Annotated in this window: 15 protein-coding genes; 8 read left to right on the top strand and 7 right to left on the bottom strand. The window is 68.6% G+C overall.

Going from position 1 to position 17623, the window contains the following annotated elements; all coding sequences use genetic code 11:
• Positions 1 to 24: 24 nt before the first annotated feature.
• From ACNF49_RS07945 to ACNF49_RS07925, 5 genes are all read right to left on the bottom strand, one after another.
• A complete protein-coding gene (locus tag ACNF49_RS07945) occupies positions 25 to 1041 on the bottom strand; it encodes an ABC transporter ATP-binding protein (protein WP_352320859.1) in 1017 nt (338 codons plus the stop codon).
• Positions 1025 to 2062, bottom strand: coding sequence for an ABC transporter ATP-binding protein (locus tag ACNF49_RS07940; RefSeq protein ID WP_357976111.1), 1038 nt, complete (start codon positions 2060 to 2062; stop codon positions 1025 to 1027). The genes ACNF49_RS07945 and ACNF49_RS07940 overlap by 17 nt, the downstream gene beginning before the upstream one ends.
• A 13-nt stretch (positions 2063 to 2075) precedes the next feature.
• Entirely contained in the window at positions 2076 to 3056 is a 981-nt protein-coding gene (locus ACNF49_RS07935) for an ABC transporter permease (RefSeq protein WP_357976108.1), read from the bottom strand.
• Positions 3049 to 3993: an ABC transporter permease gene (locus tag ACNF49_RS07930; protein WP_352320853.1), complete on the bottom strand. Its 945-nt coding sequence runs from the start codon at positions 3991 to 3993 to the stop codon at positions 3049 to 3051. The genes ACNF49_RS07935 and ACNF49_RS07930 overlap by 8 nt, the downstream gene beginning before the upstream one ends.
• A gap of 130 nt (positions 3994 to 4123) precedes the next feature.
• On the bottom strand, positions 4124 to 5758 hold the full coding sequence (locus ACNF49_RS07925) for a peptide ABC transporter substrate-binding protein (RefSeq protein ID WP_498702263.1): 1635 nt from the start codon (positions 5756 to 5758) through the stop codon (positions 4124 to 4126).
• A gap of 470 nt (positions 5759 to 6228) precedes the next feature.
• Here ACNF49_RS07925 and ACNF49_RS07920 point away from each other — a divergent pair, with 470 nt between their 5' ends.
• The 4 genes from ACNF49_RS07920 to ACNF49_RS07905 all read left to right on the top strand — a co-directional run bounded on the left by ACNF49_RS07920 (position 6229) and on the right by ACNF49_RS07905 (position 8311).
• Entirely contained in the window at positions 6229 to 6495 is a 267-nt protein-coding gene (locus ACNF49_RS07920; RefSeq protein WP_482943260.1) for a hypothetical protein, read from the top strand.
• Complete coding sequence (locus tag ACNF49_RS07915; protein WP_482943259.1) at positions 6450 to 7163, top strand: ABC transporter permease; 714 nt, start codon at positions 6450 to 6452, stop codon at positions 7161 to 7163. Before ACNF49_RS07920 ends, ACNF49_RS07915 begins: the two co-directional genes overlap by 46 nt.
• The gene (locus tag ACNF49_RS07910; RefSeq protein ID WP_357976098.1) at positions 7156 to 8022 is read left to right on the top strand and encodes an ABC transporter ATP-binding protein; all 867 of its coding nucleotides are present in this window, start codon (positions 7156 to 7158) and stop codon (positions 8020 to 8022) included. Before ACNF49_RS07915 ends, ACNF49_RS07910 begins: the two co-directional genes overlap by 8 nt.
• Before the next feature lie 133 nt (positions 8023 to 8155).
• The gene (locus tag ACNF49_RS07905) at positions 8156 to 8311 is read left to right on the top strand and encodes a hypothetical protein (RefSeq protein WP_185845322.1); all 156 of its coding nucleotides are present in this window, start codon (positions 8156 to 8158) and stop codon (positions 8309 to 8311) included.
• 511 nt (positions 8312 to 8822) lie between these two features.
• Here the strand turns inward: ACNF49_RS07905 and ACNF49_RS07900 are convergent.
• Positions 8823 to 9746 (bottom strand): hypothetical protein, encoded by a 924-nt coding sequence (locus tag ACNF49_RS07900; protein ID WP_482943258.1) that lies wholly within the window; start codon positions 9744 to 9746, stop codon positions 8823 to 8825.
• A 465-nt stretch (positions 9747 to 10211) separates the two neighbouring features.
• Complete coding sequence (locus ACNF49_RS07895) at positions 10212 to 11528, bottom strand: KamA family radical SAM protein (RefSeq protein WP_357976092.1); 1317 nt, start codon at positions 11526 to 11528, stop codon at positions 10212 to 10214.
• A gap of 175 nt (positions 11529 to 11703) precedes the next feature.
• Between ACNF49_RS07895 and ACNF49_RS07890 the strand changes: the two genes are divergently transcribed.
• From ACNF49_RS07890 to argS, 4 genes are all read left to right on the top strand, one after another.
• Positions 11704 to 12264 carry a DUF1707 SHOCT-like domain-containing protein gene (locus ACNF49_RS07890; RefSeq protein WP_357976090.1) on the top strand — a complete coding sequence of 187 codons (561 nt, stop codon included), beginning with the start codon at positions 11704 to 11706 and terminating at the stop codon, positions 12262 to 12264.
• 154 nt (positions 12265 to 12418) lie between these two features.
• A complete protein-coding gene (gene plsX, locus ACNF49_RS07885; protein WP_482943257.1) occupies positions 12419 to 13438 on the top strand; it encodes a phosphate acyltransferase PlsX in 1020 nt (339 codons plus the stop codon).
• 41 nt (positions 13439 to 13479) lie between these two features.
• Entirely contained in the window at positions 13480 to 15771 is a 2292-nt protein-coding gene (locus ACNF49_RS07880; protein WP_482943256.1) for an HAD-IC family P-type ATPase, read from the top strand.
• Entirely contained in the window at positions 15768 to 17495 is a 1728-nt protein-coding gene (gene argS / locus ACNF49_RS07875; protein ID WP_482943255.1) for an arginine--tRNA ligase, read from the top strand. The genes ACNF49_RS07880 and argS overlap by 4 nt, the downstream gene beginning before the upstream one ends.
• Positions 17496 to 17623 lie beyond the last annotated feature (128 nt).

The raw sequence follows: 17623 nt of genomic DNA, 5'->3' as shown, positions 1-17623 counted from the left end.
GGAGGGCCCCATGGTCCGGCGCGGTCAGCCCGCGTGCACCACGTCGTGCGTCTCGGCGAAGTGACAGGCGCTCTCGTGCCCGGTCCCCGTCCGGATCTGCAGCAGCGGCTCCTCCTCCGCGCAGATCTCCTGCGCCTTCCAGCAGCGGGTGCGGAAGCGGCAACCCGACGGCGGGTTGGCGGGCGAGGGCGGGTCGCCCTGCAGGATGATCCGCTCGCGCTGCTCCCGGCCCTCGGGGTCGGGAACCGGCACCGCCGACAGCAGCGCCTGCGTGTACGGATGGGCCGGCTTGTCGTAGATCTCGACGTCCTTGCCGAGCTCCACGAACTTGCCCAGGTACATCACGCCCACCCGGTCGGAGATGTGGCGGACCACCGACAGGTCGTGGGCGATGAAGATGTAGGCCAGGTTGAACTCGTTCTGCAGCCGCTCCAGCAGGTTGATCACCTGGGCCTGGATCGACACGTCCAGCGCCGAGACGGGCTCGTCACAGACGATGATCTCCGGCTGCAGCGCCAGGCCGCGGGCGATGCCGATGCGCTGCCGCTGGCCGCCCGAGAACTGGTGCGGGTAGCGGTTGATGTGGTCGGGGTTGAGCCCGACGACCTCCAGCAGCTCCTGCACCTTGCGGCGGCGGTCGCCCTTGGGCGCCACCTCCGTGTGGATCTCGTACGGCTCGCCGATGATGTCGCCGACGGTCATCCGGGGGTTCAGCGAGGTGTAAGGGTCCTGCATCACCATCTGGATGTTGCGGCGCATGCGCTTGAGGTCGCCGCCCCTGGCCTTGGCGATGTCCTTGCCGTTGATCTTCACCGAGCCCGAGGTCGGCCGCTCCAGCGCCATCAGCACCTTGGCCAGCGTGGACTTGCCACAGCCCGACTCGCCCACGATGCCCAGCGTCTCGCCCCTGTTCAGGTCGAACGAGACGCCGTCCACGGCCTTGATCGCGCCGATCTGCTTCTTGAGGACGATGCCCTGGGTCAGGGGGAAGTGCTTGACCAGGTCGCGAACCTCAAGGATGCGCTCACTGCCGTTCGCCATCGAGGACCTCCCTCCAGTAGTGGCAGGCGCTGCCACGCGTGCCGCTGATCTCGTAGAGCTGGGGGGCGGCGGTCACGCAGTTGTCCTGCCGGTACGGGCACCGGGGATTGAACGCGCACCCGCTCGGCAGGTCGAGCAGGTTGGGCGGCAGGCCCTTGATCGCGTACAGCTCCTGGCCCTTGAGGTCCACCCGGGGGATGGACTCCAGCAGGCCCTTCGTGTACGGGTGCGCCGGCGCCCGGTAGATGTCGTGCACCGGGGCGTTCTCCACGATCCGGCCGGCGTACATGACCGAGATCTTGTCGGCCACGTCCGCCACGACGCCCAGGTCGTGGGTGATCAGGATCATGCCCATCTGGCTCTCGCGCTGCAGCTCGGCCAGCAGTTCCATGATCTGCGCCTGGACGGTCACGTCCAGGGCGGTGGTCGGCTCGTCGGCGATCAGCACCTCGGGGTCGAGTGCGATCGACATCGCGATCATGATGCGCTGCCGCATGCCGCCCGAGAACTGGTGCGGATAGTCGTTGACGCGCTGCCGGGCGGCCGGGATGCGGACCTTGTCCATCAGCTCGACGGCCTTGTTCATGCCGTCGCGCTTGGACATGCCGCGGTGGACCCGGAACATCTCGCTGATCTGCCAGCCCACGGTGAACACCGGGTTGAGCGCCGAGAGGGCGTCCTGGAAGACCATCGCGATGCGCTGGCCGCGCACCTGGGTGCGGGCGTCCTCCGAGAGCTTGAGCAGGTCGGTGCCCTTGAAGCGGATCTCGCCCTTGGGGATGACGGCCGGCGGCATGTCCAGGATGCCCATGATCGCCTGAGCGGTCACGGACTTGCCCGAACCCGACTCGCCGAGCACCGCCAGCGTCTCACCGGGGTTGACCGTGTAGCTCACGCCGTTCACCGCGCGCACGATGCCCTGGCGCGTACGGAACTCCACGTGCAGGTCGTCCACCGCGAGCAGCGGTTCGTTGCCCAGCCCTCCCTCGGCGGGCAACACGTCTGTCGACGTCTTCTTCACTTGATCCCCCCTTCTACCTGAGCTTCGGATCGAGAGCGTCACGCACGGCGTCGCCCAGCATGATGAACGCGAGCACCGTGATGCTCAGGAACAGGGCCGGGAAGAACAGCGGCAGGGACGCGTCGAGGAACCGCGGCCGGGCGTCGGCGATCATGAGGCCCCACGAGATGTCCGGCGACTGCACGCCGACCCCGAGGAACGACAGCGCCGCCTCCGCCGCGATGTAGCCGCCGAGGTTGATCGTGCTGACCACGATCACCGGCGCCAGCGAGTTCGGCAGCAGGTGCTTGAACATGATGCGCCACTGGCCCGCGCCCACCGACCGCGCGGCGACCACGAAGTCCTGGCTCTTGGCCGTGATCACCGAGGCCCGCATGATGCGGAACACCATCGGCCAGCCGAGCACCGCCAGGGCCGCGATGACCAGCATGATGCTGTTGATGCCGCTGTCGCGGAAGGTGGCGGCGATCAGCAGGGCGCCCAGGATCGGCGGGATGGCGAAGAAGATCTCGGTGACCCGGGAGGAGACCGAGTCGATCAGACCGCTGCGGAAGCCGGCGAACAGGCCGAGCAGGCCGCCCACGATCATGGTGATGATCGTGGTGGTCACGCCGATCACGATCGAGTTGCGGGCGCCGTAGATCGTCCTGGCGAACACGTCACAACCCTGGCTGTCCTTGCCGAACGGGTGCCCCACGCTGGGGAGCTGCCGGGCGGTGGACAGGTCGCAGGTCTGGGCGTTGGTCGGGTCGATCGAGGTGAACAACGACGGCCAGAACGCCATGACCAGCAGGATCGCGATCAGCACCGCGGAGATGATGAACATCGGCCGGCGACGCAGGTCGTACCAGGCGTCGGTCCACAGGCTGGCGGGCTTGTCCTGCTTCTGCTTGCCGCGCCTGCCCTGCTTGTCGGGGGACGGTGGCGCCGGGGCCTCCGTGACCAGCGACTTCGCTTCCGGCAGCATGGGCCCGACGTTTGCTTCGTTACTCATAGCGGATCCTCGGGTCGAGCACTGCGTACAACATGTCGACGACCAGGTTGGCCAGGATGTAGATCAGCACCAGCACGGTCACGATGCCCACGACGACCGGCTGTTCTCGCAGCAGGATCGAGTTGAACAGCTGGTTGCCGATGCCCGGCAGGTTGAAGATCGTCTCCGTGATGACCGCGCCGCCCATCAGGTTCCCGAGGTCGGCACCGAGGTAGGTGACCAGCGGGATCAGGGCGTTGCGGAGCCCGTGCCTGCCGATGACGCGGCGTTTGGCCAGGCCCTTGGCCGTGGCCGTGCGGATGTAGTCCGCGCGCAGCGTCTCCACCAGGCTCGTCCGAGTCAGCCTGGTGAGATAGGCGATCGACGTGCCGGCGAGCACGAAACCGGGCAGCAGGTAGCTGCGGAACCCGGCCGAGATGCCGGCCACGGGGAAGATGTCGCTCCCCGTCCACAGCTTGAGCTTGACCCCGAGCACCAGCTGCAGCACGAAGCCCGTCACCAGCGTGGGGACGGAGATCAGCAGCAGCGTCGAGGCGAGGATGGCGGTGTCGGAGGCCCTGCCGCGGCGCAGCGCCGCCCACAGGCCGAGGCCGACGCCGATGATGGCCTCCATGACGAGCGCGGTCAGCGCGAGGTTCAGCGTGACCTGGAACTTGCCGGCCATGAGCTGCGAGACCGGGATCCTGGAGAAGGTGGTCCCGAAGTCCCCGTGGAAGAGCACGCCGCTGAGGTAGTACCAGTACTGCAGCAGCAGCGGGTCATTCAGGTGGTATTGGTCGCGCAGGACCTCGGCCACCGCCGGGTCCAGGCGCTTCTCGCCCGCCAGTGCCTGGATGGGGTCGCCGGGCAGGGCGAAGACGATCGCGAAGATGAGTAGCGTGGCGCCGAGCAGGACGGGTATCGCCTGCAGCAGTCGCCTGATGACATAACGGCCCATTCAAGCCCTCCGGTACATGCGTGGAGGCAGTCACCCTCGTAGCCGCGGTTTACCCGGCCCCAAAGTGACTGCCTCCAAGCTCAGTCCTCCGATGGGCGGACGGCAGGAGCCGTCCGCCCGGCGAATGACGTCAGGCCTTCTCGACGTCAGACCACTGAACCTGGTTGAGCAGGTTCAGCTTGACGCCCTTGACCTTGGGGGAGTGGCCGAAGTTGCTCCGGTAGAAGTAGACCGGGATGTACGGCATGTCCTTGATCAGGATGTCGTCGGCCTGCTGGTAGAGCTTGAGGCCCTCGGCGGCGTCGGCGGCCTGGTCACCCTTGGCGACGATGTCGTCGAATTCCTTGTTCTCGTAACCGCCGTAGTTCGAGCCGGTCGAGATGGCCTGGGTGCCGAAGATCGGCGTCAGGTAGTTCTCGGCCGACGGGTAGTCGATCGACCAGCCCATGCGGAACAGGCCCTTGTACTTCTTGGCGTCCAGGTCGTCCAGGATGGCCTTGAAGTTCTCGAACGGCTTCGGCGTGACCTCGATGCCCAGGTTGGCGCGGAGGTTGTTGGCGACGGCCTCGATCCACTCCTTGTGGCCGCCGTCGCCGTTGTAGCCGAGCTCGAGCTTGGCCGGGCCCTTGGCGTCGGCGTAGAGCTTCTTCGCCTCGGCCGGGTTGTACGTGCAGGCCGTGCAGGCGCCCTGACGGTAACCGGGGATGGCCGGGTTGATGAAGTCGTCGGCCGGTGCGCGGGTGCCCGCGAAGACCGTCTCGGTGATGGTCTTGCGGTCGATGGCCATGGAGATGGCCTTGCGCACGTCCGGGTTCTTGAACTCGGGGTTGTACTTCAGCGGGACGCCGATGTAACCGACAGAGGCGTCGGGCTCGTCGAAGTAGCGGTCGCCGAGGACGGACTTGGCGGTCGCGATCGCCGAGGCGGGCAGCGAGTCGTCCACGTCCAGGTTCTCGGCCTGGAGGTCCTGGAAGGCGGTCTCGGCCGAGCTGTAGATCTTGAACTGCAGCTTGGTCCAGTTCTTCGGCTTGGTGCCGGGGAACTTGTCGTAGACCGTCATGTCGATGGTCTGCGCGCCGCCCTTCTTGTAGGGCTTGTCGACCTTGAAGAGGCCCTGGCCGATCGGCTGCTCGCCGTAGGCCTGGGTCACCTTGCCGTCGGCGCCGAGCGCGGAGGCCGGCAGCGGGTAGAAGGCGGTGTACCCGAGCATCGTCTTGAACTGCGAGAACGGTGCGGACAGCGTCACCTCAAGGGTGCTGTCGTCGACAGCCTTGAGGCCCTTCATCTCCTTGGCCGTCGGCGTCTTGCCCTCGCCCGGGTGGACGTCGGCGAAGCCGTCGATGCGGGAGAAGAAGGCGGAGGAGCTCATGGCGTTGTCCTGGTTGGCGCCATAGTTCCAGGCCCGCGCGTAGTCGGCGGCGGTGACCGGCTTGCCGTCGTGCCAGGTGTAACCGGCCTTGAGCTTGATCGTCCAGACCTTGCTGTCCTGGGTGGTGATCGACTCAGCGGCCTCTTCAACCGGCTGCTTGTTCTCGTCGTACTTGACGAGCGGCGAGAACACCGCGGCGAGGACTTCGGAGCCCTCGGTCTCGGTGGTGTTCAGCGGGTTGAGGAGCTCCTGAGGCTCACCGATCTCCATGCGGACCGGCGTTTCGCCGCCGCCCGCGGCAGTGCCGCCGTCCGAGGCACCGCCGCCACACGCGGCAACCGCGAGGGCGAGCAGCGCGGTACCGGCGACGATCTGTGCGCCCTTAGTAACACGCATGGTGAAAAAAATCCTCCCTCTACAGGTGGGCGACAGCGCTGAGCTGCGGTGATGGTAAGCAGCCTGACGGGGGGTTCCTGGTATCCCCCGGATTTGGCTGACATGGTCAAACCAGCCGACGCCCTGCCAGTCGATCGCGACTATCCCTTACTACTTGCCACCAGCGAGTCTCTGGCGCGTTGCAGTTCGGTCACACGTGCGCCAATCCAGCGTCACAGACATTCTTCCTATAAGACTACAAACACCCCAGGGATGCTCAAACAGGTCAAGCCTCGACGTGAACGGCGGATGAAAATTACCCCCTACAGGACCGTGGTCGCGCCCTTCCCGCCATGGCCCCCCTCGCTGGGCTACGGTTGAGCGAGTCTTGACGGCACCTTGGAACCTGGCGCCCCAAGACTCCGTCCAAGCATCTGCCGCGTCCCTCGCGGCAGGCACCCCACCGACCTGGATCCAATAGAGTCCTAGCCATGAGCCAGCCGGAATCCGCTGTCGCGGACGCCCAGGCGGGCGGCCGAAGCGGGCAGGAGCCGCTGGCCAAGCTCGCCGAGAGATACGGACTTCGCCGTGCCATCGCGCGGCCGAGGTTCCCTGTCTATCTGCGCCAGCTCTGGGAGCGGCGACACTTCATCCTGACGTACGCGACGTCCCGCAACGTCTCGAAGTACTCCAGCTCGGCCCTGGGCCAGCTGTGGCAGGTGCTGACCCCCTCCTCAACGCCGGCATCTACTACGTGATGTTCGGCGTCATCCTGGGCGGCCGGGGCGGCATCGAGAACTACCCGGCCTTCCTGCTGACCGGAATGTTCGTCTTCACCTACACCCAGCGCGTGGTGACGGCGGGCGCCAAGTCGATCTCCGGCAACCTGTCGATGATCCGGGCCCTGCACTTCCCGCGCGCCTCGCTCCCGCTGGCGTACACGATCCAGGAGCTGCAGCAGCTCGCCATCTCCATGGGCGTGCTCCTCGTCATCGTGACGGCCACCGGCGAGTGGCCCACCTGGTTCTGGCTCATGATCCCGGTGGTGCTGGCGCTCCAGACGATGTTCAACATCGGGGCCAGCCTGGTGATCGCGCGGCTGGGCGCCCAGATGCGCGACCTCAACCAGTTGCTGCCGTTCATCACCCGCACCTGGCTCTACGCCTCGGGCGTCTTCTTCTCGATCCAGGACAAGGTGGTCGGGTCCGCGAAGCTGCCGCAGTGGGTGGCCGACGTGATGTACCTCAACCCGACGGCCTCCTACATCGAGTGGATGCGCGACATCCTCATCAAGAGCTACCACCCGCAGAACGGACACTATCCCCCGACTATGGTGTGGGTGTCTTGCGTATTCTGGGCAGTGTTCTCACTCGGCTTCGGCTTCTGGTACTTCTGGCGGTCCGAGGAGAGGTACGGGCGTGGCTGAACTGACCGAGGAGCTGTCACAGGTGAAGGGCGAGGAGCCCGCCGTCCCCAGCAAGGACGTGAGGGTGCACCCCAACCCGGAGCCCCGGGGCAAGAGTCCGCTCGACGTTCCGACGGGCACCCCGACCGTCATCGTCGACGACCTGCACATCGTCTACCGCGTCTACGGCACGGCCACCGACAACGAGAAGGGCAACGCGGTCAACGCCCTCACGCGCCTGCTGAAGCGCCAGGGCCGGCCGCAGATGAAGGAGGTCCACGCCGTCAAGGGCGTGACCTTCGTGGCCTACCACGGCGACGCCATCGGCATCGTGGGCCGCAACGGGTCGGGCAAGTCCACGTTGCTGCGCGCCATCGCCGGCCTCCTCCCGCCGCACGAGGGCGCCGTCTACACCGACGGCCAGCCCTCGCTGCTCGGCGTCAACGCCGCGCTCATGCGCGAGCTGACCGGTGAGCGCAACATCGTCCTCGGCTGTTACGCCATGGGCATGACGCCGACGGAGGTCAAGGAGAAGTACCAGGAGATCGTCGACTTCTCCGGCATCGACGAGTTCGTCCAGCTGCCCATGTCCACGTACTCGTCGGGCATGGGCGCGCGGCTGCGCTTCGCCATCTCCTCGGCCAAGACCCACGATGTCCTGCTCATCGACGAGGCCCTGGCCACGGGCGACCGCGAGTTCCGCAAGAAGAGCGAGGCCCGCATCCGGCAGATCCGCGAGTCCGCCGGCACGGTCTTCCTGGTCGCCCACGACCTCAAGGTCATCGAGGAGACCTGCAACCGGGTCATCTGGCTGCACAAGGGCAAGATCCGGATGGACGGCGACCCCAAGGAAGTCATCGCCGCCTACAACAAGGGCTGACCCACCCGCTTTTCGATCACCTGCGCGAAACGTGGGTGACTCGCGCGCCGAAACACTGACAGCGTGACTGCCGTTCCGATAGTATTCGAACGCGAATTCGATCCAAGGAACGCTGATGGAGTGGGGGCGCGCGATGGGAGAGCTTTCGGCCGCGATCGACCACCTGGCCATCGAAGACGTGGCCGAGATCCCCAGGATGCAGCTCGCCGAGCAGCTGCTGGAGCTTCACTGGCAGATGGCCCGGCTGCAGGCCCAGATAGCCCGGCGCACCGGCGTCCGGCTGCCCTAGCGGCCCGCGCCGTACAAGGGGGAAAACGAGAAGGCCGCCGACCCCTTGGCGGGGCCGGCGGCGGGCTCGGCGCGGCGCCGCTGCCCTGCAGTCAGCGGCGGCACGCATGTGCGAACCCCCGGGCTGGAGCGCATCCGCCCAGACCCGTGGCGGGCCCGTCCGCCCGAGCGGCGGACCCGCGACCGACGCGCGGCAGTGCCGTCGGGGCGCTCGGCACCTTGTGAGCGCACCCCATCGGCCTGTCCTGTCGGTGCGACGGCGCCCCCGTCGTTCCACGGGCGTCCACCGACGCCGGGGAGAGCGGGAACCCGCCGTCGCGGGAACAACCTGGCACCCTGAACGCGGGCCACCTCACGGCCGTCACGTCCGGTTCGCGAGCGTCGGCACCTGGGACGCCGGCGAACCGTCGCACGGCCCTCGGCGGGGCCGCGTCCGCGCGTCGTCACGTCATGTCCGGGACGCGCCCGCGCGGGTCACGTCCGCGACACGTCCGGGACGCGCCGTGCTCGCCTCAGTCGCGAACCCAGGAGCCCCGCACCGAGCTCGTCAGCGCGTCGGTGCTCCAGCCGAGGGCGGAGATCATGTCGCTGTAGGAGCCGGCGGCCTTGGAGCCGTTGGCCGAGACGAGGCCCGCGCTGTCCTGCATGAGCGGGGTGATCTCGTCGACGGAAGCGGTCCGGGTGGTGCCCGGCAGCGCCTCGACGACCGGCGCGGCCTCGACGGGGGCGACCTGCCCGACCATCGGGGACAGCTCGCCGCCGGACGCGTGCGGCAGGGCCATCCTGGCGGCGCGGGTGAGCCCGCCCATCCCGGACTCCGTGGACAGGTCGCGCAGGCCCTTGGTGGCGCCCGTCATGCTCGTGGTGGCGGTGCCGGCCGCGCCGGAGCCCGTGCCGGGCAGCAGCGCGCCGCCGCCCACCTTGCCCATCGCGCCGCCGACCGAGGCGCCGGCCAGGGCGGTCATCGTGTCCATGGCGCCGCGCAGCGGGGCGCTGGTGCCGGTGAGCCCGCCGTTGCTCTGGGGCGCGCCCTTGACCAGCGGCTGCGCCATGCGGGCGCCGCCGAGCAGCGGCAGCGACTTGGCCAGGCCCCGGCCGCCGCCGCCGATCGCGCCGCTGCTGAGGATGGGCGACAGCTCGGGCAGCGGACCGCTCTGGCGGGTGACGTCCTCGGCCGCGTTCGGCGTCATCGCCAGGCTGGCGCGCCGGTTCTCGTCGGCGATGTCGCGTGCCCTGGCCTCGCCGGCGGCGTCCGCCGCCTTGGACTTGTTGGCCCCGGTCAGGCCGCCGAGGCCGCCGCCCAGGCTGCTGAGCAGCCCGCCGCCGAGCAGCCCGCCGAGCAGGTCGAGCGGGCCTCCGCTGGTGCCCCCGCCCAGGCCGTCCAGCGGGACGATCTTGGCGGTGTGGGTGAATTGAACTTCTGCTTGAGCTGGCACGGCCAAAGCCGCCGCCAAGCCGAATGCTGTGACGGCAACGGCCGCCTTGACTACTCGATTCATGATTGCCTTCCCGGCTCGTGATCGATCGCTCTCGAATGCGGTGGAAATGCGAATCGATAACCCCCGAATGCCGTGGCGTACACGCTATGGGCACCACACGAAGCGTGCTGTCACGGCTGAGCTACGGAAGCAGTTGTATCACTGACGGTGACCCCCCGCAGGCGGCCGGAAAGCCCATGTAGCAGGGTTTGCAGCCCGGTTACCGAGTAAAGGGGGAGCGTTGAGCGGAGAGACAAAACGGGAAATACCCCGGTTTTGATTTCGATTCTGCGCGGACCCGATCACCGTCGGACCCGCGACACCGACGTGCGCCCGCACGGCCCGCGAACAAGTGGTCGCATTAACAAATGTCGCGGGCCGGGGGCGCACAATTCAGTGGTGGTGGTGCGAGAACGCGACCACTCAGATGGGCAGCAAGGCGTCGGCCGGCTCGAACGGAAAACGATCGGCGAACGCCGGCCGCAGATCCGTCAGCCAGACCGCCGACGGGTCGTACCGGGCGAAGAACGGCCGCCCGACCAGCTCGGGGTCGCGGGCCTGGATCAGGTGGAGCACGAAGACGCGCTCACCGGCGATCTCGGTCACGCCGTCCACGCACACCTTGCCCGGCGTGGCCGACATGGACGGCCCCCGGACCGTACGGCAGAGCCCGGAGACGGTCGAGTAGGCGTCCCTGAAGATCTCGTACGCACGGGCCAGCGGGACCGCGAAGTAGTCCTGCGGCCCGGTGTCGCGCTCGACGAACATGTAGTAGGGAATCAGCCCCATCCGCAGCTGTCGCCGCCACATCGACGACCACACGGCGGGATCGTCGTTGATGGACCTGATCAGCGGCGCCTGGGTCCTGATCGTGGCCCCGCTGCCGAGAATGCGTTCCACCGCCGACTCCACCAGCGGCGACTCCAGCTCCCGCGGATGCGAGAAGTGGGCCATGAACGCCAGGTTCTTGCCGGCCTTCACCACCTCCTGGAACAGGCCGAGCGTGGCGTCGGCGTCGGGATCGGTGGTGAAGCGCTGCGGCCAGTAGGCCAGCGCCTTGGTGCCGATACGGATCGATTCGAGCTGGTCGAGGCCGAGCAGCGGCTCGATGTAGCGCCGGATGACCGGCTCACCCATGATCATGGCGTCGCCGCCGGTGATCAGGACGCTGGTGACCTCGGGGTGCTGGCGGATGTAGGACACCATCCGGTCGACGTCGTCGGAGGCGAACTTCAGGTCCGCGTCCCCGATGAACTGCGCCCACCGGAAGCAGTAGGTGCAGTAGGCATGACAGGTCTGCCCCTGTTTAGGGAAGATGAGCACTGTCTCTGGATATTTGTGCTGCATGCCGGGCACCGGCTCGTCGCCCATCCTCGGGACGTTGAGCTCCTTCTGACCGGCGGGATGCGGGTTGAGCTGCGCGCGTACGCGGTTGGCCTCGGCCTGGACCTCGCTGTTGGGCGCCTCGGCCTTGAGCAGATCGGCCAGCCTGGCCACGTCCGCGGCGGGAAGCATGTCCTCCTGCGGGAAGACGAGGCGGTAGATGGGATCGTCGGGCGCCGCCGACCAATCTATGAGTTCATCCACGACATAGGCGTTCGTCCGGAAGGGCAGCACCGTGGCCACGGCGCGGACCCGCAGCCGCTCGTCGTCGTCCAGCCCTGCCCGTCGCAGGAGCTCGTCGAGATGCTTGGACGTGTACGCCTTGAAGCGTCGGGTACCTGCCTGGTTCAAGATCACTAGGCCTTTCCCATCTTTTTTGTTCGCTCGCGTGTAAACCTCACGACCCAGTCGCGCGTCTACGGTTCTTAATATCCGGACGCGACGCGCCGCGTCCCCGGTTCCACTGGGCTCCAAGTTTCCTTGCAGGTTTGACACTCGCGACATATCGCGATTCGACATACACTGATTCATCGTGACCGAGGATCTCGACCTGCGCGCCTCCGACGCCGACCGCGACCGCGTCGCGGCCCTGCTGGGCGACGCGCTCGCCACCGGAAGACTGACCAGCGTCGAGCATGCCGACCGTCTGGAGATCGCCTACACGGCGAAGACGATCGGCGAGCTCGTCCCCCTCACCCGGGACCTGCCCCAGGTGTCCGCCCCGTCCGCGCTGCCCGAGGCCATCGAGCACCAGGTGATCAGCTCGAAGTTCAGCAAGATCGTGCGCAAGGGGCGCTGGGTCGCGTCCCGGCGCACCAAGCTGTCGGCCCGCTTCGGCGCCCTCGTCATCGACCTGTCCGACGCCGTGCTCCCCGGCCGGGAGATCACCATCGAGACCGACGCGAAGTTCAGCAAGATGATCGTCCGGGTGCCGGAGAACGCCCACGTGATCGACGAGGGCAGCTCGGTCTTCGGCAAGCGGAACGTGAGCGGCGGCTCGGCGGGCGACGGCCCGCTGATCCGGCTCACCGGTTCGTCCAAGTTCTCCAAGGTCGTCGTGACCCGCGGCCTCGACGACTGGAACCTCCGCTGACGGGCCCCGGCGACTGGAACCGCCGCGCCGGGGAAGCGGGGAGGTCCACCCGCCGGTCGACCTGACATCCGGCCTGCCTACGATGCGGACATACACGAGCCCGCGTACCGGCCCGGCCGGGCGACGGCGGGCTCGTCTGTCCCACGAGGTGACCATGTCCGACAGCAGGCCCGTCGCGCTCGACGCCATGGGCGGCGACCACGCCCCCCACGAGATCGTGGCCGGCGCGGTCCACGCCGTACGGGAGCGCAAGCTGCCCATCGTGCTCGTCGGCTCACCCCGCATCCTGTACGAGGCCCTGGCCGACCACGACGCCACCAAAGAGGTCCCCATCGTCAGGGCGGAGGAGGCCCTGGCCATGGACGAAGGCGCCCTGGCCAGCCTGCGCCGCCCGCGGTCCAGCATCGCCATCGCCTGCCACCTCGTCCGCCGCGGCGACGCCTCGGCCGTGGTGTCGGCCGGCTCGACCGCGGGCATCGTCGCCACCGGCCGGCTCCGGCTCAAGGCCCAGCAGGGCGTCCTGCGACCGGCCATCGCCGTGGCGCTCCCGACGCTCCCCACCCCCACCCTCCTGGTGGACGCCGGCGCCAACGCCGACGTCAAGCCGGAGATGCTGGTGCAGTTCGCGCACCTCGGCGCGGCCTACGCCGAGCTGGCCTACGACATCCCCGAGCCCAGGATCGGCCTGCTCACCATCGGCAGCGAGGCGGAGAAGGGCAACAAGCTCGTCAAACGCGCCCACGAACTGCTGCAGTCCTCCCCCGGCATCCACTTCACCGGCAACGTCGAGGGCCACGACCTTCTCACCGGCAAGGTCGACGTGATCACCACTGACGGCTTCACCGGCAACGTCGCGCTCAAGACCATGGAAGGCGCGGTCCGGTACGCGTTCGGCGAGCTGGCCGAGACCATCGGCGAGAGCAGGATCGCCAAGTTCGGCGCGCTCATGCAACGCGGCCGCCTGCGCGAGCTGCGCAGACGTCTCGACGCCGAGGCCCACGGCGGCGCCGTCCTGCTCGGCCTGAACGGGACGGTGGTGATCGCCCACGGCTCCTCCAGGGCGCCGGCGATCAGCGCCGCCTGCCAGGTCGCCGCCGACCTCTCCGCGGGCGGCATCGTCGCCAGGATCGGCGACCGGATCGCCGCCACGCATCGCTCACACAGACTCTGGTGACGCCGTAGTGTGTGAGACCGATCCACAGGAACGGGGGAAATGTGGACGGCCTCACCTCAGCACAGGTCGCGGGGGCGAAGACCAACGAGGTGCCGCGGCGGTCGAGCAGATCGCTCAGCGCGATCATCAGGGCGAACGTGTTCACCCTGTTCAACCTGGTCATCGGCGTGCTCTGGGCGCTGATCCTGATCTTCGGCGAGTGGCAGGACGGCCTGTTCGGCCTGGTGATCGTGGCCAACGCGCTGATCGGCATCGTCCAGGAGCTGCGCGCCAAGCGCACCCTCGACAAGCTCGCCGTGATCAACGAGGCCCCGGTCCGCGTCCGCCGCGACGGCCGTGAGCAGCAGGTCGAGCCGCACCGGGTCGTCCTCGGCGACCTGGTCCTGCTCGGCTCCGGCGACCGCCTCCTGGTCGATGGCGAGGTCGTCGGCTCCGACGGCCTGGAGGTCGACGAGTCGCTGCTGACCGGCGAGGCCGACCCGGTGCACAAGAAGCCCGGCGACCAGGTGTTGTCGGGCAGCTTCGCGGTCGCCGGCTCCGGCGCGTACGTCGCCACCCGCGTCGGCACCGACGCCTACGCCGTGCGGCTGGCGGAGGAGGCGAGCAAGTTCCACCTCGCCCACTCCGAGCTGCGCGAGGGCGTGGCGAACTTCATCAAGTACATCACCTGGCTGGTCGTGCCGATCGGCGCCCTGCTGATCTACAGCCAGCTGCACAACTCCGCCGACTTCCGCACCGCCATCACCGGCGCGGTCGCCGGCATCGTCACCATGATCCCCGAGGGCCTGGTGCTGATGACCTCGATCGCGTTCGCCGTCGGCGTCATCCGCCTCGGCCGGCGCAAGTGCCTGGTCCAGGAGCTGCCCGCGATCGAGGGGCTGGCCAGGGTCGATGTGCTCTGCCTGGACAAGACCGGCACCCTCACCGCCGGCGGCATGGACCTCGACCAGGTGCTCCCGCTGCGCGACGGCCACCCGGTCGAGCCCGCGCTGGCCGCCCTGGCCCACCTCGACGCCCGCCCCAACGCCACCGCCCAGGCCATCCGGGCCCGCTACCCCGCCCCCGCCGACGGCTGGTCGGCGGGCTCGTCCGTGCCCTTCTCCTCGGCCCGCAAGTGGAGCGGCGCCGACTTCGGCGGGCAAGGCGCCTGGCTGCTGGGCGCCCCCGACGTGCTGCTGCACGACGGCGACGGCTACGACAAGGCCGCCGAGCTGGCCGCCACCGGCACCCGCGTGCTCGTCCTGTGCCGCACGGACGACCTGCGGGCCGCCCAGGACGGCGGGCCCGTCGAGCCCGTCGCGCTGATCACCCTCAGGCAGCGGATCAGGCCCGACGCCCTCAAGACCCTCGGCTACTTCGCCAAGCAGGGCGTCACGGTCAAGGTGATCTCCGGCGACAACCCGGAGGCGGTCTCCGCCATCGCCATGAGCCTGAAGATCCCCGGCGGCGACCGTTCCATCGACGCCCGGACGCTCCCCCACGACGACCCCGTCAAGCTCGGCGAGCTGCTCGACTCCCACACCGTGTTCGGCCGGGTCAGCCCGCAACAGAAGCGGCAGTTCGTCGGCGCGCTGCAGGCCCGCGGGCACACCGTGGCCATGACCGGCGACGGCGTCAACGACGTCCTCGCGCTCAAGGACGCCGACCTCGGCATCGCCATGGGCGCGGGCAGCCCGGCCACCAAGGCGGTGGCTCAGGTGGTGCTGCTGGACAACAAGTTCGCCACGCTGCCGCACGTCGTCGGCGAGGGCCGCCGGGTGCTGGCCAACATCGAACGCGTCTCCAACCTCTTCCTCACCAAGACCTTCTACGCCATCGTGTTGTCGCTGGCCGTCGGCGTGGCCGGGGTGATGTTCCCGTTCGCGCCCCGCCACTCCACCCTCACCAATGCGCTGACCATCGGCATCCCGGCGTTCTTCCTGGCGCTCGCGCCCACGTTCGAACGGGCGCGGCCGGGGTTCGTCCGGCGGGTGCTGCGCTTCGCCGTGCCGGCGGGGGTGTTGTGCGCGGGCGCGGTGCTGCTGTCGTTCTGGACGGCGCACAGCGGCACCTCCACCCTGACCGAGGACCAGACGTCCGCGGTGATCACCCTCTTCCTCACCACGTGGTGGGTGCTCGTGCTGATCACCAGGCCGCTCAACTGGTGGCGGATCACGCTGCTGGCGTCCATGGCGGGGCTCTTCGCGCTCGCCCTGTCGCTGCCGCCCGTCAGGCGCTTCTTCGCCCTCGCGCCCGGCGACCTCAGCAACGACCTGACGGCCGTCGGCATCTCCCTGGTGGCCGCTGCCGCGATCAGCATCGCGGTCAAGGTCGCCGGTACCCTTAGAACATGACCGACCCGCAGCTAGTGCTCACCGAGCGCGTCCAGCAGGCGCTGGCCAACGCGTTCGGCGCCGAGCACGCCGACGCAGACCCGCTGATCCGGCCTTCCCAGTTCGCCGACTTCCAGGCGAACGTCGCGATGAGCCTGGCCAAGCGCCTGCGACGGTCCCCGCGGGAGGTCGCCGAGGCGATCAAGGCCCAGCTGTCCGACTTCCCCGGCACGGTCGAGGTCAGCGGCCCCGGCTTCCTCAACATCACGCTCGCCGACTCCTGGATCGAGTCCCAGGCCGCGGGCATGCGCGACGACCAGCGCCTCGGCGTCGGCACGAGCACACCCGCGCAGACCGTCGTGATCGACTACTCCGCGCCCAACGCGGCCAAGGAGATGCACGTCGGCCACCTGCGCACCACCATCGTCGGCGACTCCCTCGCCCGCCTGCACGAACACCTCGGCAACAAGGTGATCAGGCAGAACCACCTCGGCGACTGGGGCACCCCGTTCGGCATGCTCATCGAGCACCTGCTCGACATCGGCGAGCCGGCCGCGGTCGACCAGCTCGAAGCGGGCATGGGCACCGAGTTCTACCAGGCGGCGCGGGCCAAGTTCGACGCCGACGAGGGCTTCAAGCAGCGCGCCCGGGTCCGGGTCACCACCCTCCAGTCGGGCGACCCCGCCACCATGCGCCTGTGGCACGTCTTCATGGACGCCACCGTCCGCTACTTCAACAAGGTCTACTCCCTGCTCGGCGTCACGCTGACCGACGCCGACCTCGCGGGCGAGAGCATGTACAACCCCATGCTGGAGAAGACCTGCGCCGACCTCGAGTCGTCGGGCGTCGCGGTCCACAGCGAGGGCGCGCTCTGCCTGTTCCCGCCCGGCTTCACCGGCTCCGACGACAAGCCCCTGCCGCTCATCATCAGGAAGAGCGACGGCGGCTACGGCTACGCCTCCACCGACATGGCGGCGATCCGCTACCGCGTCCACGACCTGAAGGCCGACCGCATCCTCTACGTGGTGGGCGCCGACCAGGCGCTGCACTTCCGCATGGTGTTCGCCTCCGCGCAGATGGCCGGCTGGCTGCCCGACACCGTCTCGGCCGAACACGTCCAGATCGGCATGATGCTCGGCAAGGACGGCCGCCGCTTCAAGACCAGGTCGGGCGAGTCCATCAAGCTGATGGACCTGCTCCAGGAGGGCGTCGACCGGGCCTCGGCGGCCATCGCCGAACGCGACTACGACGAGGCCACCCGCAACGAGATCGCCCTGGCCGTCGGCATGGGCGCGGTGAAGTACGCCGACCTGTCGGTCAGCCACGACAGCGAATACGTCTTCGACTACGACCGCATGCTGGGCTTCACCGGCAACACCGGCCCCTACATGCAGTACGCCACCGCCCGCATCCGGTCCATCTTCCGCAAGGCGGACATGGAACCGGCGGCCGCCACGTCCCCGATCCTCCTGGCCGAGCCCGCCGAGCGCGCCCTGGCCCTGCACCTGCTCGGCTTCGGCACGCTCATCGAAGAGGTCACCGCCCGCTCCGAGCCCCACCGGCTGTGCAACTTCCTCTTCGAGACGTCGAGCCTGTTCAGCACGTTCTACGAGCAGTGCCCGGTGCTGCGGTCCGACGTCGAGCCCGACACCCGCGCCTCGCGGCTGGCCCTGTGCGCGCTGACCCTGCGCGTGCTCGAAACCGGCCTCGACCTTCTGGGCGTCCCCGTCCCCGACCGCATGTAACAGGCAGTTGGCTCAAAGTCTCCCGTTCCGTCATGGGCGCGCCTCCACCGGGTTGGCGCGCCCTAACGGCTAGGCTTTACGCGGTCATGAACTGAGGCCGAAATGGGGGAGTTCTCTGCCTTGAGCAC

It is taken from the genome of Actinomadura sp. ATCC 39365 (assembly GCF_054392275.1).
The sequence above is the reverse complement of the archived record's forward strand: the minus strand, read 5'-3'. Positions and strand labels throughout refer to the sequence as shown.